Origin of the sequence: Helicobacter sp. NHP22-001, from assembly GCF_030270165.1 — a bacterium.
In the GTDB taxonomy this organism is placed as follows: Bacteria; Campylobacterota; Campylobacteria; order Campylobacterales; family Helicobacteraceae; genus Helicobacter; species Helicobacter gastrofelis.
On the sequence record NZ_BSWS01000003.1, the window covers coordinates 1 to 18,453 of the forward strand.

Sequence of the window (18,453 nt, forward strand, 5' to 3'; positions counted from 1 at the left end):
AGCACTTGAGTAACAAACCACTAAGGAATCTATGGGTATCCCCTCAATGGCAACCATCTAGCTCTATAAGTGAGATGCTCTACAAGCTTCGTTTTTGATTAGTTTTTTTGCATAAATTAAAATTTCGCGTGCTTGTGGGTTTAAAAGCAATGACAACTTTCTTATTAAAATTGACCACCTTCGCGTATCTGTGTAACGCTCTTACCTCCCAAGCCATGGTTATCGGTGTTGATCTCCTCGATGATGACAGTGGTAGAAGCAATGCGATCGCGCTTTAAAACCTTAGCGACCACTTGTGTAACCTCTGCAATCAAAGCCTGTTTTTGCTCTTTTGTGGGTTGCCCCTCTTCTTGAGTGATTTTGATGTTGATAAAAGGCATAATCTCTCCTCACAATTTTAATCAAGTGCATTTGATGTTAGCATTTGCGTATTAATGTCGAATCTCTTTTTAATTTTTTGTATTTTTCACGCCTTGTAAATAACCGCTTATAACTGCCCTAAAGAGAGCTAGAAGTATAAAGAGTAGCGGTTTTTTGCAGCTTCTGTGTAGGGGAGAAAAAGCCCCGTGAATCGTATCAGCTGATCATCAAGCTAGACAAGTTGGATTAATGCCCTTACAGCTTTTTGGTAATGCTCCCTGGCTTTCTTTGTGTTTTGTTCTCTATCGTATCCATAGTGATAGACCACTGCTATGGCATAATGGGCTTGTGCGTGCCCCATTTGTGCCGCCTTTTGGAGCTACTCAAAACCCTTACCAACATCTTTAACAACATTTTCACCACGGGAGAACAAGGTAGCTAATTTAAAGTATGCTTTGGCTTCTCCAGCCTCTCCAGCCTTGAGATAATATTTTGTAGCCTCTGCATAGTCCTTATTGTCGTAAGCCTCTTTTGCTGCATTTAGGTAAACAACCCCCTCAGTGCCCCCATTGGCTTCTATCGAGCTCGCTTCTTTTGCTTTAACCATGAAAATCTCCTTTATCGTTTTGCAACAAGCAGACTCGAACTTTGCGAATTTTGACAGCCTGCCTCATTAAACTTTGGTCAAAGATTCCCAAAACGCCCTGAGCGCACATCTGCCATGGCTTGCTCAATCTCTCTTTGCGTGTTCATGACAAAAGGTCCATAGCCGACCACGGGTTCATTGAGCGGTTCGCCTGTGAGCATAAGCACCTTAGCTTTTTCAAGGGCCAAAAGATCGATTTGCGATCCTCCCTTTTGAAAGGTGATAAGCTGTTCTTTGTGCGCGCGGTGTCTTTCTAATTCAACCACACCACCCAGCACCAACATCAAGACATTGTGGCTTTTTGGGACCTCTAAACGCAAAGCATCCCCACCATGCACCTCTAAATCCCACAAATTAATGGGAGAAAAGGTCGTTGCTGGACCTTTAACCCCCCTTAACTCCCCGGCGATGATCCGCGCCTTGCTTGCGCCCTCTAGGGCCACTCTTGGGATCTCTTGTGCGGTGATCGCCTGGTATTTAGGAGGAGTTAATTTATGGGCTTTGGGCAAATTCACCCAAAGCTGCACCACTTCAAACACCCCGCCTTCTTTGGCAAACTTCTTGGAATAAAACTCTTGGTGCAAAATGCCAGAACCTGCTGTCATCCATTGCACATCCCCGGGGGTGATGATCCCCCCTCCCCCATGCGAATCTGTGTGCTCCACTTCACCGCTATAGGCGATGGTTACCGTTTCAAAGCCCTTATGGGGGTGTGATCCCACACCAAACTCCCCTCCACCCCCCTTAAAATAGTAGGGTGTGTTGTAGTCCAAGAGCAAAAACGGGTCGCAATTCTTGTGTGTATCGTGGTAGCTAAACATCGAGGCGACATAAAACCCATTGCCCACCCAATGTTTGGAGGGCGCGTCATAAACCCTATCCACTTGTTTCATCATTCTCCCTTTACTTAACAAACTCTTGATAATCTTGGCAATGGATAGCTAAATCCTGATCGCTTAAATTCAAAGCCCCAAAAGTTGCAAAATGGCCTGCGTATTTGCCCCCTATAAATAGGATGGTGGCTTTAAGAGGAGCTAAGATATCCTCTATGGTGAGCAGTGTTTGAGAACCCCCCTTAGTGTAATTCTCTATGGGTGAGCCTAAACTCACGGCTAAGGAAAACTCTTTGCTATGCAACGCCTTGCCATTAGAGCCATAGGCAAAACCATAGGCGAGCACATCGTCCAAATACTTTTTAAACAAAGGGGGATAGGAATACCAAAAGATAGGGAATTGAAACACGATCCGCTCGGCTTGTGTGAGCAGTTGTTGTTCGGCAGTGACATCAATTTTAAAATCCGGGTATTTTTGATAAAGCTGGCTAAACACCACACCTTTATGGCTAATGCTTTCTTTTAAAGCTTTGTTGACACGGGATTTTTGCAAATCGGGGTGGGCTAAAACAACTAAAGTAGACATTTTGTTCCTTTCATTTTTTGTTGTTAGGGGCATTTAGCATGAATTTAACGCCTTGTCAACTCAATTGAACCAAACGCTCAAACCTTAAGTTATTTTTAATAATATTGATTATGGTGTGGCTAGACCCAAACTTCGACCACTCAGCGCATTTATCTAAAAACGCTTGGCTAGGGATTGCGTGCCATCTTAAGGTATGGCTGGAAGCAAAACTACATTTTAAATAAAACCCCATTTGGCAACACATCGGCGGCTAGTCCAAGACACGATCAGTATGGCAGTAGATCCATCCTACGATTAAGCGCTCTAAAGAATGCAAGCTTGACATGTGTGTTCCTTATTGGGTTGTTTAAGCGCACATCATTTCACAATAAGGCTACCATGTTCGCCACTCTTACGATCAGCCATGCGCACATAGGGGGCTTTGATTTTGGTGTGATCTAAGTTAAAACTCTCCACATCCATTTTCATCCTTGACTTCTGTATTCAATGGTTATTTTAAACACGCAAAGGCTCGTTCTAAATCCTCTAGCAGGTTAAATCCTGGTAGGGGTGCAAGGTGAAATCTCAACCTCCAATTGTAGGTGCGTTGGGGTCTAGGACTGCGCATTGAAAATTTCCTTTAAGACTCTAGCGTTTTGGGCTATATCGCCCACCCACAAACTAGAGATCACCGCTGCCATATCAAGGGGGGGGAGAGTGGCTAAATTAGTTGGTGTCAGTCCTCCTATGGCACAAAGGGGCAACTTCAAGCACGCCCTAGCTTGTGTAAGGACTTCTTTAGAAATTGTGGAGGCTTTAGGTTTAGTGGGCGAATTAAAGCACGCCCCAAAGGCGATATAATCAGCCCCTAAGTCTTGCGCCTGTTTTGCCCTAGTTAAATCCCCATAGCACGAAATCCCGATCACCCCCTTAAAGTGTTTGCGAGCTTCTTCTAGGGGTGTGTCCTCTTGCCCCAAGTGCAAACCAAAAGCCCCACATTGCAAGGCCAACTCTAGGCGATCATTCACAATAAAGCCCACACCATGCCTTGCGCACAGCTTGGCTAAATCTTTGGCTAGATTTAGTAATTCTGCATCGCTATGGGTTTTATCTCTAAGCTGAAAGAGGGTAATTCCACCTTGAATAGCACACTCTAGCATGTTTGGCAATTGATCATAGGGGGTTAGGTTCTCATCGCTCAAGCCATACACCCCCTTTAGGGCTACTCCCACTCAATTGTCCCCGGGGGCTTAGAAGTGATGTCGTAGACAACCCGGTTGATCCCCTTCACTTCGTTAATGATTTTGTTTGCTACGCTCTCTAAAAACTCAAAAGGTAGGGGTGCAAAGTGTGCGCTCATGCCATCGCTGGCGCACACCGCCCGCAAGGCGAGCGTGTTGTCGTAGGTGCGGTTATCGCCCATCACCCCCACAGAATGCACATTTAAAAGCACGCAAAAGGCTTGCCACACCGAGTCGTAGAGTTTTGCCTCGTGCAAGGCTTGGATAAAAATATGATCGGCTTGGCGGACTAACTCTAGGCTATCATAACCCACAGCCCCTAAAATGCGGATCGCTAATCCGGGGCCCGGAAAGGGGTGGCGTTTTAGCATGTCTTGGGGCAACCCTAGCTGTGCGCCCAAAGCCCTAACTTCGTCTTTAAACAACTCCCTTAGAGGCTCTAACAGCACAAAATCCATTTTTTCGGGCAGACCCCCCACATTGTGGTGGGACTTAATCACCTTAGAAGGGCCTTTCACGCTCACCGATTCAATCACATCGGGGTAAAGCGTGCCTTGCGCTAAATACTTGATCTTGCCCCTCTTCTCTAGCTCTTTAGCCTTCTTTTCAAAAACCTCGATGAAAGCCATGCCGATGATTTTACGCTTTTCTTCGGGCTCACTCACGCCCCTTAACCTCTCTAAAAATAAGCTAGACGCATCCACCACATGCAAGGGGATTTTTAAGTCGGTAAACATTTTAACGACCTGCTCTTTTTCACCCAAGCGCAAGAGCCCGTGATCCACAAACACAGCTTCCGTTTGTGCCCCCACCGCTTTATAGCACAAGCTAGCGACCACGCTCGAATCCACGCCCCCACTCACAGCGCATAAAATCCTATCTGTGCCCACCTTTTCTTTTATCTTTGCAATCTCTTGGCTAGCAAAGGTTTGCATGTCCCAAGTGGCTTTGCACCCACAGATCTTAAGCGCAAAGTTTTTTAAAATTTGTGTCCCTTGCACGCTGTGTACCACTTCTGGGTGGAATTGCAAGCCAAAAAGGGGCTTTGTGGTGTGCGCTATGGCGCAAAAGGGGGCGTTTGCGCTCTTAGCTAGGGCTTTGAAGTTAGGCGGTAGGCTTTCCACGCGGTCGGCGTGGCTCATCCACACCACGCTTAAATTATCCACGCCCTCTAATAGGGGGTGTTTTTCTAAAAGCTCTAGATGCGCTTTGCCAAATTCTTGGCGATGTGCCGCCCTAACTTGCCCACCAAAGCTATCCACCAAGAGTTGCATGCCATAGCAAATACCCAACATGGGCAAGTTGGTTTCAAAAAGCTCGGGAGCACATCTATAAGCGTCTTTGTCGTAGACGCTTGCGGGTCCTCCGCTTAAAATGATCCCCTTTGGGTTTTTTACTAATAAATCCTTAGTGGGGGTGAAGTATGGGTAAATCTCGGTATAAACGCCCACTTCGCGCAAACGCCTAGCGACAAGCTGGGTGTATTGACTCCCAAAATCTAAAACAATCAGTTCAATCGCCATATGTGTCGTCCTCTATGGGGGTGAAAATGCTTTGGTAGTTGATGCGAAAATCCGTAAAAATGTCTTTATGGCTTTTTAGCCACTCTAATAGCCCTTGTGCACTCTTAGCGTTGCATGGGTTTAGCCAAAAATAGTGCATGTTTAGAGGCTTAAACAGCACGCTTAAAGGCGGGGGCTTTTGCAAATAAAGCCTTTCGCTCATTAAGATTAAATCATTTGGCTTATAGGGGGTTATAAGGTTGCGCATGATTTTTAGGCGGGTGGTAAAGGCGGGTCTAGCCAATTCTTGCAACACCGCTTTAGGGCTCTTATCCGCAAAAAACGGCGATAGCTCTTTAGCCCCCAAGAGGATAAAACTTTCTTTAAAAAGCGCAACGGGTTTTTTGTTTTGCAAACGGCGGGCATCGAGTGCATTTTTAGAGATCAATAAGGCTTGCACTTGGCACAAGTGTTTGACTTTCTTTAAAGGTTGCCAAACGACCTTAACCCCCGCCCCCTCGTAAAATGCCAAACTTAAAAAGTCTAAAAACCCCTCTTTGTTGCCTAGGTCGCTGGCGATATACAAAGGTTCGCCTAGCAAGGGCAAGCACAAAAGCAAGGGGATAAGGCGCATCAAAAGGCGCGCAAAATCGTGGCACTTAAGCGGTCATTAAAGGCTTTAGCGTTTTTTAACGCCCCATTTTCTAAGAGCTTTGCGCTGTCAAACAGCAAGTGCGCCACATCGGTGAGTAAGGCGTGATCTTCCACGCCCTTAAGCTTTTGGATGATGGCGTGTCCGATATTGAGTTCTAAAGTCTTGGGCTGTTCTTGCACACTTTGGCCCATTTGGCGCATTAAATTTGCCATCATGGCATTTTGCGCATCGCCCACAAGCGCGACCGCTGAGTGCAAATCTTTAGACAAGGCGACTTCTTTCACCTCATCTTTTAAGGCTTCTTTAAACGCCTCTATCACTCCCTTAAACTCCTCTTTCTCTGTCTCGCTGATTTCAGCTAGTCCTAATTCTTTTAAGGTTTCAGCACTGGCTGCGTCTTTGAAAGGAGTTTTGTCGTATTCGGTAACCCCGGGCATGACAAAGGCATCCACTTCATCGCCCATTAAGAGCACATCAAAGCCCTTTTGGGTGTATTTTTCTAGGAGTGGGGAGGCTTTGAGTAGGTCTAAACTCTCGCCGACCATGTAATAAATGCTTTTTTGTCCGCTTGGCATGCTGGCCTTGTAGGCTTTGAGCGATAGCGACTCTTCGCCCTTACTGCTGGCAAAGCGTAGCAAGTCTAAAATCTTGTCTTTATTCTCAAAGTCGCTGTGCAAGCCCTCTTTCAACACCCGCCCAAACTGAGCGTAGAACTTCTTGTAAGTTTCTGTGTCTTGGCTTAATTTTTCAATCTCGGCTAGGATTTTTTTAGTGGATGCGCTTTTGATGTTAGCTAAGATTTTATTTTGTTGCAAAATCTCACGGCTCACATTCAAGGGCAAATCCTCGCTATCGATGATCCCGCGCACAAAGCGCAAATATTGGGGCAACAACTCTTTGTCGTTGTCGGTGATGAATACCCGTTTAACATAGAGTTTCACGCCTGATTGGTAATCCACTCTAAATAAGTCAAAGGGGGCGGTGCTTGGGATATAAAAAAGCGTGTTGTATTCTAACACCCCTTCGGCTTTGTTGTGTATCCACGCCAGCGGTGCGCTGTTGTCGTGCGCAAAACTTTTGTAAAACTCTTTGTAGTCCTCGTCTTTGAGTTCATTTTTAGGCATGCGCCAAAGGGCTTTTGCGCTGTTGATTTGGGTGCATTTGTCCTCTGTAACTTCTTTCTTGTTTCCGCCCTCGCCCTCGCTTTTGGTTTCAGTGTAGCTTAAGAAAATGGGAAAGGGGATGTGCTCGGAGTATTTTTTTACAATGTGCTCGATCTCCCAGCGGTTGGCAAATTGTGCCTCCTCGTCTTTGAGATACAGCGTGATTTCTGTGCCAAAGCCTTCTTTGACGCAAGGGCTGATTTCATAAGAGCCCTTGCCATCGCTCACCCACGCAAAGGCTTGTTCGCTTAGGGCTTTTTTGCTTTGCACCACGACTTTATGAGCAACCATAAAGCTAGAGTAAAAGCCCACGCCAAACTGCCCGATAAGCGCGCTGTCTTTCTTTTGATCCCCGCTCAAATTAGCTAAAAAGCTCTTTGTGCCTGATTTGGCGATCGTGCCTAAGTTTGAGATCAGCTCTTCTTCGCTCATGCCAATGCCATTGTCGGCAATAGTAAGGCTCTTGGCTTTTTCGTCAAAACTCAAATTGATTTGGGGGTGAAACTCTAAAGACTTATGCGCCTCATCGCTGATCACCATGTAGCTCAATTTGTCGAGGGCATCGGAGGCATTTGAGATGAGCTCCCTTAAAAAAATCTCTTTATTGGAATAAAGAGAGTGGATCATTAAATCCAAAAGCTGGTTAATTTCGGTTTGGAAAGTGTGTTTTGTAGACGCCATTAAAACTCCAATTGTAAGATAAACCCCCATTATAGCGCAAAAAGGGTTTTTGCCCCCTTAAGAAAACATGCTAACATGCCCGCCATGCACTCTTTAAGATTAGGCATTTTATTTAGTGGTGAGGGCTCAAACATGCAAAATCTCATAGAGAAGTTGCACCAAAAAGTCTATTGGCAACAAGACAAAGAAATAAGGCTAGAGGTCGCCCTTTGCGCCACAAATAACCCAAAGGCAGGGGGGATTAAACGCTGTGAAAGCCTTAACATGCCCTATATCGTGGGGGCTGAAGACAACTTTATTAGTGCCTTTAAGGGCTGTGTTTTGGTGCTGTGTGCGGGCTATCTTAAAATTTTAAGCCCCAAATTTTTAGCCCACTACAAAGCGATCAATATACACCCTTCTTTTTTACCCCAACACAAGGGGGCAAATGCCCTAAAAAGAAGTTTTTCAAGCCAAAGCGGACTAGGGGTGAGCGTGCATTGGGTGAGCGATGAGCTAGATAACGGTAAGCTCATTTTACAAGAGAGTTTAAGCCTAAAGCCCCAAGAGAGCCTAGAGAGTTACACCCAAAGGGTGCACGCTTTAGAGCATAAACTTTACCCCCAAGCCTCACTAAGGGCACTAGGGTTGCGCCATGCATGATTTATTTATTTTAATGGCGATCACCCCCTTGATCGTTCTAGCCCCCTATGTGAGTCGGGTTTTAAAAATGCCTGTGGCGGTGCTAGAGATTTTGCTAGGCACTTTGGGGGTTTACTTTGGACTTTTAAAACCCAACGCTAATTTCAGCACGATGGCTGAGGTGGGGTTTTTATTCTTAATGTTTTTGTGTGGCATGGAGGTGGATTTGTATGTGTTTAAGCAAATGGAGCGCAAAACACTAAAGAAAATCCTAAGTTACTTTGGCATTCTCTATGCAATGGCGAGCACCATTACCCTAAGTGCACACTTGCCCGCCCTTTACATCATTGCCCTGCCCATTGTGAGCTTGGGGATGATCATGACTCTTGTTCGCGACTATGGCAAGGACAAACCATGGCTAAATTTGGTGCTGAAAGTCGGGGTTTTGGGTGAGCTCACGAGCATTATTTTACTTGTGGTCGTGGACGGGATTTACTTACACGGCTTGGGGGCGGATTTGATTAAGACTTTGGGGATTTTATTGGTTTTCTTGTTCATCATGGCGCGCTTGGTGCGTATTTTTAGGGTGTTGTTTTGGTGGTTTCCTAGGCTAAAGGCTTTTATCATGCCAAGCAACGAGGCAAACCAAGACATGCGTTTTGCGCTCATGCTTTTCTTTATTTTGGTGGGGATTGTGGCGTGGCTCAAATTAGAGTTGGTTTTGGGGGCGTTTTTAGCCGGCACACTCATTTCTACCTTCTTCCCCCATAAGCACGAGTTGTTTGACAAGCTCAACGACATCGGCTTTGGCTTCTTTGTCCCTTTGTTTTTTATCCATGTCGGCTCGACTTTGGACTTGCATTTGATTTTAACCCACCCGAAGTTTCTCACCCACGCCGCCCTAGTTATGGCGTGCATGGCAAGTCTGCACCTTGTGAGTAGCTTTGTGGTGTTTAAAGGGGAGTTAAAAAGCGTGAAAAACACCGCCATGTTTGCCATGAGCGCGTCCATGCCCTTAACTTTCTTAGTTACAACGGCAAGCGTGGGGCTAAGGGTGGGGGCGATTAATGAGGAAACCTATTACGCATTTTTACTAGCGGCGGTTTTTGAGGGGGTGCTCTTCACCACTTTAATTAAGATTTTACAAAAACCCCCCCACTCTGCCTAGAAAGTGTAAAGGTAGCGCAAATACACAGAGTAATCGCGCTTCAAGCTGTAGTAAAGCCAATTGGTGTTCGCACTTTTGGAAGGGAAAAAGGGGTTAACCAGCATGGGGAGCTTAACGCCCAACTCCAAACCATTGTGCTTGTAAATGTTGGTCCTAAAGCCGAAGTTCAACCACACATTGAAGTTGCCGTGGTGGGGTAAGCCTCCAAGTTTGGCATTGGGGTCTGCGTGTAAAATGGCTTCTTTCCAAGCATCTAAGGTGGGTTTATTGACCTGCCATGCGTTCCCGCCGATGGCAAAGCCCCCAAACACGCCCACACTTGCATTTTTGCGATCAATGAAGTTGCCCATGATGTCCGCGCCAATCCCATAGGCGACCATGCTTAAGCGGACATTGCCATCATAGATGGGATCTACGCTTAATTGCGGACCTAGATCGCTGAACCCATAGTCTAGAAAGCCATAGTAGCGCACGCCTAGCCACTTCGTCTTGGCATGGGGGAGCTTAAAGAAAAACTTCTGCCCGATTAAAAACCCAAAGCCATTCATCGCCCCATTGGCGTATTTAGCATGCCAACTGACATTTGTGCCTTGCCAGTTTTTGTAATCCGGACCTGTGCCGGGGGGGTAGCTCACCCCATCTATGGTTTGGTTATAAACATTCGTGTTCATCCTGCCTTGCCCGACTTGGTAGCCCGCCCCAATGAAAACGCCATTCTCTTCGGCTGTCAAACTCCCCACAACCCCGAGGGCTAGAGGGACACCTAGTAAAAACTTTCTCATCGCAATCCTTTAAAGTTCATCACAAAAAGATATAAATAGGCCGCAATCATAGCATGTTTCCTCTCATAAAACAAGGATTTTATATTTTTTATGGCACGCCCCCCTATAAAATTTAAGTATAATAGCTCGCTATCCTACCAAAAAAAGAGTTACATTTGCCAAACAGCATTAAAATCTATGGTGCCAAAGAGAATAATTTAAAAAACATTGACCTTGAAATCCCCAAAAATCAATTCATTGTTTTTACGGGGCTTAGCGGATCGGGCAAGTCCACGCTCGCCTTTGACACGCTCTATGCTGAGGGGCAACGGCGTTACTTAGAGTCGCTCTCTAGCTATGCGAGGCAGTTTTTAGACAAGGTGGGCAAACCGGCGGTGGATAAAATCGAGGGGCTGATCCCTGCCATTGCGATCGATCAAAAAACCACTTCCAAAAACCCCCGTTCCACGGTGGGCACGACCACAGAGATTTACGACTATTTGCGCTTGCTGTTTGCCCGAGTGGGGCGGCAACACTGCCACTTGTGCGGCGCACCCATTGCATCCATGCAGCCTAGCGACATCATCGCCCAAGTCTTGCAAGAGTGCGCGGGGCGTAAGGTGTTGGTTTTAGCCCCCCTAGTGGATAACAAAAAAGGGCATTTTAACGACATTTTGCAGGGCTTGCGCCAAAAGGGCTTTGTGCGGGCGCAAATTGACGGGGTCTTAACCCGCCTTGATGAGCCTTTGGAACTTGCCAAAAACAAAAAGCACAGCATTAAAGCCATAGCCGATCGCCTTGAAGTGAGCGCACAAAACCAAGCGAGGCTCTCAAGTGCGCTAGAGCGGGCTTTGGCTGAGGGCTATGGGCGGGTAGAGGTGTTGGACTTAGACACGAACAAAAGTCGCCATTACAGCGAGCATTTGGCGTGCTTTGCTTGTAAAGTGAGCTTTGAGCCCCTAGAACCCGTGAGCTTTTCGTTCAACTCGCCCAAAGGGGCTTGCCCTGAGTGCGCAGGGCTTGGGGCAAAGGTGAGTTTAGACATCCAAAAACTCTTAGATTTTAACCTCCCCATAGGCGACATGAAAAAAATTTTCTACCACAACGCCTACTATTGCGCCTTGTTTGAAGGCTTTTGTGCCACAAATGGGCTAGACACAAATAGCCTATTTGACAAGCTAGACCCCCACCAACAAGAAGCCCTACTTTATGGCAATGGCAAAGAAGTGCACTTCACCTACAAACAACAAAGCCTTAGCCGTCAGTGGATGGGGCTCATCCAAATCGCTTACGACTTCTTTAAGGACAGCAAGGACTTAAGCCAATACATGTATGAAAAACCCTGTGCGAGTTGCAAGGGTTACCGCCTAAAACGGCAATCTTTGGCGGTGCAAGTGGCGGGGCTAAACATCTCTAGCTTGATAGACATGCCCATAAACGCCGTGCATGCCTTCTTTAAGGACAAAGCCCACTTCGCCTATTTAAGCCCGCAAGAACAGCGCATCGCCGCCCCGATTTTAAAAGAGATCAACGAGAGGGTGTTTTTCTTAGTGGATGTGGGTTTGGGTTATCTCACTTTAGGGCGGGACGCAAGGACTCTTAGCGGGGGGGAGGCACAACGCATAAGGATCGCTAGTCAAATTGGCAGTGGGCTTACGGGGGTGTTGTATGTGCTAGACGAACCAAGCATTGGCTTACACGAAAGGGACACCGCTAAACTCATACGCACTTTAAAGAATTTACAGCAAAAGGGCAACACTTTAATCGTGGTAGAGCATGACAAAGAAACGATCAAGCAAGCGGATTTCATCGTGGATATTGGTCCAAAAGCGGGCAAGCACGGGGGACAAGTGGTTTTTAGCGGCAGTGTGACTAAACTTTTGCAAAGCACCCACCCAACGGCGTTATACTTGCAAGGGGTGAAAAACATCACAAGACCCAAGTTAACCCCGCCTAAAAACCCGGCTTGTTTGCAATTAAAGGATGTGCATATCCACAACATTAAAAACTTGCAGGTAAAAATCCCGCTAAAACAATTTGTGTGTGTTACGGGGGTGAGTGGGAGCGGTAAAAGCTCTTTGATTTTACAAACACTCTTGCCCATCGCCCAAGAGAAGTTAAACCATGCCAAAAAGAGCGGGGGGGGGGTGGGGGTTGTGCAGGGCTTGGAGCATTTAGACAAGGTGATTTACTTAGACCAAGCCCCCATAGGCAAGACCCCACGAAGCAACCCCGCCACTTACACGGGGGTGATGGACGACATCCGCGAACTCTTTGCCCAAAGCAAGGATGCAAAAGTGCTAGGCTATAGCGCAAGTCGCTTTAGCTTCAATGTGCGGGGGGGGCGGTGCGAGAAGTGCCACGGGGAGGGGGAGATTAAAATTGAAATGCACTTTTTACCAGATGTCCTAGTGCAATGCGACAGCTGTAAGGGGAGCAAATACAACGAACAAACCCTAGCGGTGAAAATCAAGGATAAGTCCATTGCAGATATTTTGCACATGAGCGTGGAGGAAGCCCTAGAGTTTTTCTCTAAAATCCCCAAAATCGCCGCCAAATTGCAGACTTTAAACGCCGTGGGGCTAGGTTACATCACGCTAGGACAAAACGCCACGACCTTAAGCGGAGGGGAGGCGCAGCGCATTAAATTAGCCAAAGAACTGAGCCGCAAAGACACGGGCAAGACTTTGTATATCTTAGACGAGCCCACCACGGGGCTGCACTTTGAGGATATACAACTTCTCTTAAATGTCTTGCACTCTTTAGTGGCTTTGGGCAACTCTATGATTGTCATCGAGCACAATTTAGACATCATTAAGAACGCAGACCATGTCATTGACATGGGTCCTGAGGGAGGCTCTGGGGGGGGACAAGTGGTCGCTACAGGCAGTCCTGCAACCTTGGCTAAAAACCACGCTAAAACGGGAAGTTTCACGGGCAAATATTTAGCCCTAGAGTTGGGGCTTTAAGATAAAAATTTTTAGGTAAATCAGCACCGATTAGACCTAAAAATCCATGTAAAATAAACTTGAAGCATTTGCTAGGGAACTTTAAGCCCATTAAGTGGGCGTCTTTAAAAACTTTCATTTACCAAAGTAAACAAGAGTTTTGCTATAGTCTGCGGTATGAGAACCGAAGGTTGGGCGAAAGCCTGACCTGGAAGGTTTTCAAATTTTTGGAAGGAGAATGTTATGAGCAACAACAGCAACAACAGCAGGAACAGCAACAACAGCAACAACAGCAATAACAGCAGCAGCAGCAACCGCAACAATAGCAATAACAGCAACAATAGCAATAACAGCAACAACCAAGACTAAGCTGTGCTTGCCCCTCCCCCTCGTGGGGGGGTGAGGTCCCCTACAAGTTCTTTCTTCTTTTAAGCTTTTTCAGATCCTAGATTATGAGCAAGTCGAGGTGTGGCTCTTGATCCAAGCTTTTAGTCAAACCAAGAGGGTATGTTCACCTAGAATTTGTAGCTTTCATCAATAGTTAAGCAATCCTAACACTGCTTGCTTGTAGGCTTGGGCGCTCTCTTCATCCTTGCCTTCAAAACGCGTAACGAGCGTGGGCGTGGTGTTGCTCGCCCTAACAAGCGCAAAGCCATCTTTAAAGACCACTCTAATCCCATCAATGTCTATCAAGTCCACAATGGGGGGGAAGTTTTGCGGTAATTGCCCCCTTAGACTCTCTTTAAGTCTTTCAATGATTTCAAACTTCTCTTCTTCTTTGACAGCGATTTTTTCCTCAGGGGTTTTATAAGAGTAGGGTAAGTTCTTTAAACTCTCTTCTAAAGTGTTTGGGGCTTGCTCTAAAAACAACTCTAAGAGGCGCAAACACGCATACAGCGCATCGTCATAGCCAAAATAGCGGTCGTTGAAGAATAAATGCCCGCTCATCTCGGCGGCGAAGTGGGCGTTTGTTTCTTTAAGCTTGACCTTTAAATTGCTATGCCCCGTTTTATACATAATAGCTTGCCCGATTGCGTTGATGGCGTTGTACATGACTTGCGAACATTTGACTTCGCCGATGACTAGGGGCTTAATGCCTTTTTGGGCTAGGCTCTTGGCAAATAAAATCGCCAGCTCATCGCCTGCATAAATGCGCCCCCTTGTTAGCAAGGCGACTCGATCTGCGTCCCCGTCAAAGGCAATGCCGATAGGGATTTGATGCGCTTGCATGTGCGCTTGCAAGTCTTTTAAATTCTTGGCTTCACTAGGGTCGGGGTGGTGGTTAGGGAAAGTCCCATCGGGGGTAGAATAAAGGCTATCAAACTTGATATTTAACGCCCTTAGCACCGGCTCTAAACCGATCGCCCCCACTCCATTGCCAAAATCCAAAGCGATTTTATAGGGGAAGTTTTGTAGGTGTGCAAAGGCGTTGATCAAATAGGCATGGTAGGCCTCTTTGGCGTTAAGTGTGTGGGTGGGTGCGGATTTTTGGGTGTAGGGTGTGGGGGCTTTTAGCATTTGCTCTTTTAGCTCTTGAATGGCTTGCCCGTAAAAGGGCTTTTGATCTAAAGTGATCTTAAAGCCATTGTATTCGGGGGGGTTGTGCGAGCCGGTGATCATAATGGAGTGGGGGGTGTGGGTGTTGTCAATGGGATTAAAGGTGGCAAAGTAAGCTACGGGCGTGGGGACAAGCCCCATATCATAAACTTCTACAAAGTTTTCAAGCCCGCTTTTAAGCCACTGAAATAAGGTGGGCGAGTGGGTGCGGGCATCGTAGCCTAAAGCCACCTTGGGGCAGGTTTGCGCCATGATTTTGCCTAACTCTAGCCCGATTTGGCGCACGCAAGGCTCGTTTAAGCTCTTGTTAAAAATCCCCCTAATGTCGTATTCTCTAAAAATACTCGGATCTAATGGCATCATTGTCCTTTACTCGTAAATGTAGGCGTTGGTCCAATGGATGGTGTTGTCCACGCTGTTAGTCAAAAGCAATTGATAAAGGTCCACACTCCCGACCCTAAAGGCGGAGGCACAACTATTTAAATAGAGCGACCACATGCGGATAAAGCGGGCATCGTACATTTGGGCAATTTGCTCTTGTTTGTCGCAAAAGTTTTTATACCAAAGGTCCAAGGTTTTGGCGTAATGTAGGCGTAAACTCTCACCCAACACTAAATGAAAATCGCTTTCGCTTGCGATCGAGATCACCTCACGCAAAGAGGGCAAATACCCTCCGGGGAAAATGTATTTATCGATCCAAGCGTTTGTCGTGCCCTCAAAGCAACACAAAATGGAGTGCAATAAAAACATGCCCCCCACTTTCAACACTTCTTTAACTTTCTTAAAATAAAAGGGCAAATTCGCCTTACCGACATGTTCGAACATGCCTACACTCACCACTTTATCAAAGCGGTAATGCAAGCCGTCCAAATCTTGGTAATTTAACAGCTTGATCGTAACCCGATCGGACAATCCTAAATCCTTCACCCGTTGGCTCGCCTGCTTAAATTGCTCTTCAGAGATGGTGATCCCCATCACTTCTACATTGTATTCTTGTGCCGCTCTAATGGAGAGATAGCCCCAACCACAGCCGATGTCTAAAAGTTTTTCACCCTGTTTGAGGTCTAGTTTCTTTAAGGTGTGATCTAACTTTTGCAATTGGGCTTGGTACAAAGTGTCGCTTTCTTTTTTAAAGTAAGCGCAAGAGTAGCTAAGGGTTTCATCTAGCCACAAGGCGTAAAAGTCATTGCCTAAATCGTAGTGGCTTTTGATGTTGGACTTTTCTTTGTCGGCGGGCTGGATGGGTGTGGCGTTGTCGTGCTTGTGTAAGTGGTCGTAATTGGTTTGTAAATACAACACCCGCATCACAGCGTCCATCGAGCCCTCAATGTCGATCAGCCCGTCCATGTAGGCTTCGGCAATGGTTAAGGACATGTCCTTTTTAATGTCGCTCATTTTTAGGGGGCGGTTGATTTTTATGGTGAATTGTGGGGTTTTGGTGCCGTTTTGGTAGACTTCTTTGTCCCAAAACACCACGCGGTAATCCCCATTTTGCCATTTCTTAAACATGGATTTTAGAAAAAATTTAGAGAGCATGGTTTAAACCTTCGTTTGTGCTCCACCTATTGTGGGGTGTGCTAAGGCGTGTAAAGCCGCCATTGTAAACTAATTTCATTTAAAAATCCTTAGCGTTGCGCGGCCAAAAGTTTGCGTTAACCATTTTTAGGCTAAAATGGGCAGCTAGTTTTTTAAGACTAGTGAGCAAAAAACTATAAAAAAAGGGAGTTTATGAAAACAAAGACACTTGATCTACTAAGACAACTTCAAGCCGACAGCATTGTTTTGTTCATGAAGTTACACAATTTCCATTGGAATGTGAAAGGGCATGACTTCCACGCCGTGCATAAATTCACGCAAGCCGTGTACGAAGAGTTTGCCGACATGTTTGACGATTTGGCCGAAAGGGTGGCCCAACTAGGGCATGTCCCCGTGGTAACCCTTGCCGAGGCGTTGAAAGTCGCCCACATTAAAGAGGAGAGCAAGCACAGTTTCCACTCTAAAGAAGTGTTTGAAGCCGTTTTGCACGACTACGAGCATTTGGAAAAACACTTTACCCAACTCTCGGAATTTGCCGATGAAGCGGGCGATAAAGTCACCGCCGCCTACGCCGACGAACAGCTTGCTAAATTGCAAAAATCTGTATGGATGTTGAAGGCTAGTCTAGCTTAATGCTACAGGATCAAGACCAAGGTTTAGAGGTTTTGGAGGGCGACCCCCTTGAAAAGTGGGGGGAAATCCTACTGCACGCCAGTCCCAAGCGTTCTTTTGAGGAATTGGAGCGGTTTTTAGAGTGGCAGGCTTTAGGCACACTCTTTTTAGAACAAGAAGGCTTGGAGGATAAGTTTGAGGCGTTGTTAAAACAGCTGAGATTTGATCCCAACTTGCAAGAAAAAGTGCACGCTAAAAAGGTGGATTTAGCCATACAATCCATGGCAGCCGTCCTTAGTGGGCATGAATAGGCTTTGGTTCGTGTTGCTCCTAGCCCCTATATTATATGCTAAACCGCTAGATCGCACACTCACGCTTAAAAAAGACGAGGTTTTTAGTGGAAAGTTGCAACTAAATAAATTTAAAAAGCCCCTAAGTTTGCGCTGGACTCTTTTTAAAGATCACGGGTTAGTGGTGCATTTAAAGTTAAACCACTTCCCCTATCAATTCATTTTATACAAGGATTTACAACGCAACACCTTTAGAGCGGATATTTTTAAAGAGAATAGCGCAGAGCAAAAGATCAGCGGCAATTACGAACATCCCTATTTTTTGGTAACCTTTAAAAACTTCAACGACAAAGAGGGGGCGGCGACCTTGAGGGTGAAAGCATCTTCCCAACTTAAATGGATCGAACCTTAATGTTAGAGCGCATACAAGCCAAGATCGAAGCATATTTAGAAGAGGTGGGTAGCCCACAAGTCTTACGCATGGCACAGAACTTAGGCATGGGTAAAATGCTAAGAAGCCGTTTGATTTTAACCATTTGCGCCAAACACCCTAAGCTCGTGGATTTTTGCGCCATCATAGAAATGATCCAAACCGCCTCCCTGCTCCACGATGATGTCATCGACCACGCTGCCACAAGGCGCGGACACGAGTCGCTAAACCACGCCTTTGGCAACACAAACGCCATCATGCTCGGCGACATTTTCTACTCCAAGGCTTTTTGTGCCTTAGCCGACTTTGCCAAACCCATCATAGAGGTGGTCGCCCAAAGCGTGGTGGCCCTCTCTAGGGGCGAAATCAAAGACACCCAAATGGCGCAAGGCTTTAACCCCAGCCAAGATTTTTACATCGACATGGTCGCCGACAAGAGCGCAGCCCTGATTGTGGCAAGCAGTGGGGGGGCAGCCCTTTTAGCGGGCTTGGACTTTAAAAAATACGCCGCCTTTGGGCACAACTTTGGCATCGCCTTTCAAATCATTGACGATTTGCTCGACATCACACAACCTAAAGAGGTGCTGGGTAAGCCTGCTTTTAGTGACTTTAAAGAGGGCAAGAGCACCCTACCCTATATCCTTTTGCACCAACGCCTAAGCCCCGCAGAGCAGGGCATTTTAAGGGGGTATTTTAAAAGCCCCAAAGAAGAGGCAAAGCTGTGGTGCAGTGAAAAATTTAAAGAACATAACATCATCCAAGCCACTTTGCAAGAGGCCAAAGCCTACACCAACCAAGCCCTAGAGGCGATTAGGGGCGAGAACAACCAAGCCCTAGAGGCAATGGCTTTGCGGGTTTTAGAAAGACAATTTTAGGGGGCTAGA

20 protein-coding genes and 1 pseudogene are annotated in these 18,453 nt (G+C 46.4%); 7 read left to right on the forward strand and 14 right to left on the reverse strand.

What is annotated here, in order from left to right; all coding sequences use genetic code 11:
- Positions 1–164: 164 nt before the first annotated feature.
- The 10 genes and pseudogenes from QSJ47_RS03565 to htpG all read right to left on the reverse strand — a co-directional run bounded on the left by QSJ47_RS03565 (position 165) and on the right by htpG (position 7,646).
- Positions 165–380 carry a 2-hydroxymuconate tautomerase family protein gene (locus tag QSJ47_RS03565; protein WP_285602451.1) on the reverse strand — a complete coding sequence of 72 codons (216 nt, stop codon included), beginning with the start codon at positions 378–380 and terminating at the stop codon, positions 165–167.
- 212 nt (positions 381–592) lie between these two features.
- Positions 593–721 (reverse strand): SEL1-like repeat protein, encoded by a 129-nt coding sequence (locus tag QSJ47_RS08205; protein ID WP_352155186.1) that lies wholly within the window; start codon positions 719–721, stop codon positions 593–595.
- 18 nt (positions 722–739) lie between these two features.
- Positions 740–967 (reverse strand): hypothetical protein, encoded by a 228-nt coding sequence (locus QSJ47_RS03570; RefSeq protein WP_221272181.1) that lies wholly within the window; start codon positions 965–967, stop codon positions 740–742.
- Between the two features lie 77 nt (positions 968–1,044).
- Positions 1,045–1,899 carry a pirin family protein gene (locus tag QSJ47_RS03575; RefSeq protein WP_285602452.1) on the reverse strand — a complete coding sequence of 285 codons (855 nt, stop codon included), beginning with the start codon at positions 1,897–1,899 and terminating at the stop codon, positions 1,045–1,047.
- 10 nt (positions 1,900–1,909) lie between these two features.
- Positions 1,910–2,425, reverse strand: a complete 516-nt coding sequence (locus QSJ47_RS03580) for an NAD(P)H-dependent oxidoreductase (RefSeq protein WP_285602453.1) — start codon at positions 2,423–2,425, stop codon at positions 1,910–1,912.
- Positions 2,426–2,549: 124 nt separating this feature from the next.
- Positions 2,550–2,893 (reverse strand): annotated as a pseudogene (locus QSJ47_RS03585) (S-ribosylhomocysteine lyase); the annotation flags it as partial.
- A gap of 125 nt (positions 2,894–3,018) precedes the next feature.
- Positions 3,019–3,636 carry a thiamine phosphate synthase gene (thiE, locus tag QSJ47_RS03590; protein ID WP_285602454.1) on the reverse strand — a complete coding sequence of 206 codons (618 nt, stop codon included), beginning with the start codon at positions 3,634–3,636 and terminating at the stop codon, positions 3,019–3,021.
- Positions 3,627–5,168: a glutamine-hydrolyzing GMP synthase gene (gene guaA / locus QSJ47_RS03595; RefSeq protein WP_285602455.1), complete on the reverse strand. Its 1,542-nt coding sequence runs from the start codon at positions 5,166–5,168 to the stop codon at positions 3,627–3,629. The genes thiE and guaA overlap by 10 nt, the downstream gene beginning before the upstream one ends.
- On the reverse strand, positions 5,158–5,784 hold the full coding sequence (locus QSJ47_RS03600) for a hypothetical protein (protein ID WP_285602456.1): 627 nt from the start codon (positions 5,782–5,784) through the stop codon (positions 5,158–5,160). Before QSJ47_RS03600 ends, guaA begins: the two co-directional genes overlap by 11 nt.
- Entirely contained in the window at positions 5,781–7,646 is a 1,866-nt protein-coding gene (gene htpG, locus QSJ47_RS03605) for a molecular chaperone HtpG (RefSeq protein ID WP_221272187.1), read from the reverse strand. The genes QSJ47_RS03600 and htpG overlap by 4 nt, the downstream gene beginning before the upstream one ends.
- Before the next feature lie 132 nt (positions 7,647–7,778).
- On the opposite strand from htpG, the gene QSJ47_RS03610 reads away from it, so the two are divergent.
- Together QSJ47_RS03610 and QSJ47_RS03615 are read left to right on the forward strand one after the other, a co-directional pair.
- Positions 7,779–8,288, forward strand: coding sequence for a formyltransferase family protein (locus tag QSJ47_RS03610; RefSeq protein ID WP_352155190.1), 510 nt, complete (start codon positions 7,779–7,781; stop codon positions 8,286–8,288).
- A complete protein-coding gene (locus tag QSJ47_RS03615) occupies positions 8,281–9,435 on the forward strand; it encodes a cation:proton antiporter (RefSeq protein ID WP_285602458.1) in 1,155 nt (384 codons plus the stop codon). Before QSJ47_RS03610 ends, QSJ47_RS03615 begins: the two co-directional genes overlap by 8 nt.
- On the opposite strand, the gene QSJ47_RS03620 is transcribed toward QSJ47_RS03615, so the two are convergent.
- Positions 9,432–10,217 carry an outer membrane protein gene (locus QSJ47_RS03620; RefSeq protein WP_285602459.1) on the reverse strand — a complete coding sequence of 262 codons (786 nt, stop codon included), beginning with the start codon at positions 10,215–10,217 and terminating at the stop codon, positions 9,432–9,434. The genes QSJ47_RS03615 and QSJ47_RS03620 overlap by 4 nt on opposite strands.
- Positions 10,218–10,372: 155 nt before the next feature.
- Here QSJ47_RS03620 and uvrA point away from each other — a divergent pair, with 155 nt between their 5' ends.
- Complete coding sequence (gene uvrA / locus QSJ47_RS03625; RefSeq protein WP_285602460.1) at positions 10,373–13,165, forward strand: excinuclease ABC subunit UvrA; 2,793 nt, start codon at positions 10,373–10,375, stop codon at positions 13,163–13,165.
- 198 nt (positions 13,166–13,363) lie between these two features.
- Here uvrA and QSJ47_RS03630 read toward each other — a convergent pair whose 3' ends face one another.
- The 3 genes from QSJ47_RS03630 to QSJ47_RS03640 all read right to left on the reverse strand — a co-directional run bounded on the left by QSJ47_RS03630 (position 13,364) and on the right by QSJ47_RS03640 (position 16,237).
- Positions 13,364–13,507, reverse strand: coding sequence for a hypothetical protein (locus QSJ47_RS03630; RefSeq protein ID WP_285602461.1), 144 nt, complete (start codon positions 13,505–13,507; stop codon positions 13,364–13,366).
- Between the two features lie 171 nt (positions 13,508–13,678).
- Complete coding sequence (locus tag QSJ47_RS03635) at positions 13,679–15,061, reverse strand: phosphomannomutase/phosphoglucomutase (protein ID WP_285602462.1); 1,383 nt, start codon at positions 15,059–15,061, stop codon at positions 13,679–13,681.
- Between the two features lie 9 nt (positions 15,062–15,070).
- Positions 15,071–16,237 carry a class I SAM-dependent methyltransferase gene (locus tag QSJ47_RS03640; protein WP_285602463.1) on the reverse strand — a complete coding sequence of 389 codons (1,167 nt, stop codon included), beginning with the start codon at positions 16,235–16,237 and terminating at the stop codon, positions 15,071–15,073.
- Between the two features lie 192 nt (positions 16,238–16,429).
- On the opposite strand from QSJ47_RS03640, the gene QSJ47_RS03645 reads away from it, so the two are divergent.
- From QSJ47_RS03645 to QSJ47_RS03660, 4 genes are read left to right on the forward strand one after another with little or no spacing between them, the layout of a single operon-like run.
- Positions 16,430–16,870: a Dps family protein gene (locus QSJ47_RS03645; protein ID WP_221272193.1), complete on the forward strand. Its 441-nt coding sequence runs from the start codon at positions 16,430–16,432 to the stop codon at positions 16,868–16,870.
- Positions 16,870–17,160 (forward strand): DUF2018 family protein, encoded by a 291-nt coding sequence (locus QSJ47_RS03650; protein WP_221272194.1) that lies wholly within the window; start codon positions 16,870–16,872, stop codon positions 17,158–17,160. The genes QSJ47_RS03645 and QSJ47_RS03650 overlap by 1 nt, the downstream gene beginning before the upstream one ends.
- On the forward strand, positions 17,153–17,551 hold the full coding sequence (locus QSJ47_RS03655) for a hypothetical protein (RefSeq protein WP_221272195.1): 399 nt from the start codon (positions 17,153–17,155) through the stop codon (positions 17,549–17,551). Before QSJ47_RS03650 ends, QSJ47_RS03655 begins: the two co-directional genes overlap by 8 nt.
- On the forward strand, positions 17,551–18,444 hold the full coding sequence (locus QSJ47_RS03660; protein ID WP_285602550.1) for a polyprenyl synthetase family protein: 894 nt from the start codon (positions 17,551–17,553) through the stop codon (positions 18,442–18,444). The genes QSJ47_RS03655 and QSJ47_RS03660 overlap by 1 nt, the downstream gene beginning before the upstream one ends.
- Positions 18,445–18,453: the final 9 nt, after the last annotated feature.

Bases quoted from the DNA above. Each gene is read 5' to 3' on its own strand.
- QSJ47_RS03655 (WP_221272195.1), top strand. From the start codon at position 17,153: ATGAATAGGCTTTGGTTCGTGTTGCTCCTAGCCCCTATATTATATGCT.
- QSJ47_RS03580 (WP_285602453.1), bottom strand. From the start codon at position 2,425: ATGTCTACTTTAGTTGTTTTAGCCCACCCCGATTTGCAAAAATCCCGT.
- QSJ47_RS03565 (WP_285602451.1), bottom strand. From the start codon at position 380: ATGCCTTTTATCAACATCAAAATCACTCAAGAAGAGGGGCAACCCACA.
- QSJ47_RS08205 (WP_352155186.1), bottom strand. From the start codon at position 721: ATGGGGCACGCACAAGCCCATTATGCCATAGCAGTGGTCTATCACTAT.
- QSJ47_RS03650 (WP_221272194.1), top strand. From the start codon at position 16,870: ATGCTACAGGATCAAGACCAAGGTTTAGAGGTTTTGGAGGGCGACCCC.
- QSJ47_RS03610 (WP_352155190.1), top strand. From the start codon at position 7,779: ATGCAAAATCTCATAGAGAAGTTGCACCAAAAAGTCTATTGGCAACAA.
- QSJ47_RS03640 (WP_285602463.1), bottom strand. From the start codon at position 16,237: ATGCTCTCTAAATTTTTTCTAAAATCCATGTTTAAGAAATGGCAAAAT.
- QSJ47_RS03570 (WP_221272181.1), bottom strand. From the start codon at position 967: ATGGTTAAAGCAAAAGAAGCGAGCTCGATAGAAGCCAATGGGGGCACT.
- QSJ47_RS03620 (WP_285602459.1), bottom strand. From the start codon at position 10,217: ATGAGAAAGTTTTTACTAGGTGTCCCTCTAGCCCTCGGGGTTGTGGGG.
- QSJ47_RS03575 (WP_285602452.1), bottom strand. From the start codon at position 1,899: ATGAAACAAGTGGATAGGGTTTATGACGCGCCCTCCAAACATTGGGTG.
- QSJ47_RS03615 (WP_285602458.1), top strand. From the start codon at position 8,281: ATGCATGATTTATTTATTTTAATGGCGATCACCCCCTTGATCGTTCTA.
- QSJ47_RS03660 (WP_285602550.1), top strand. From the start codon at position 17,551: ATGTTAGAGCGCATACAAGCCAAGATCGAAGCATATTTAGAAGAGGTG.
- QSJ47_RS03635 (WP_285602462.1), bottom strand. From the start codon at position 15,061: ATGCCATTAGATCCGAGTATTTTTAGAGAATACGACATTAGGGGGATT.
- QSJ47_RS03645 (WP_221272193.1), top strand. From the start codon at position 16,430: ATGAAAACAAAGACACTTGATCTACTAAGACAACTTCAAGCCGACAGC.
- htpG (WP_221272187.1), bottom strand. From the start codon at position 7,646: ATGGCGTCTACAAAACACACTTTCCAAACCGAAATTAACCAGCTTTTG.
- guaA (WP_285602455.1), bottom strand. From the start codon at position 5,168: ATGGCGATTGAACTGATTGTTTTAGATTTTGGGAGTCAATACACCCAG.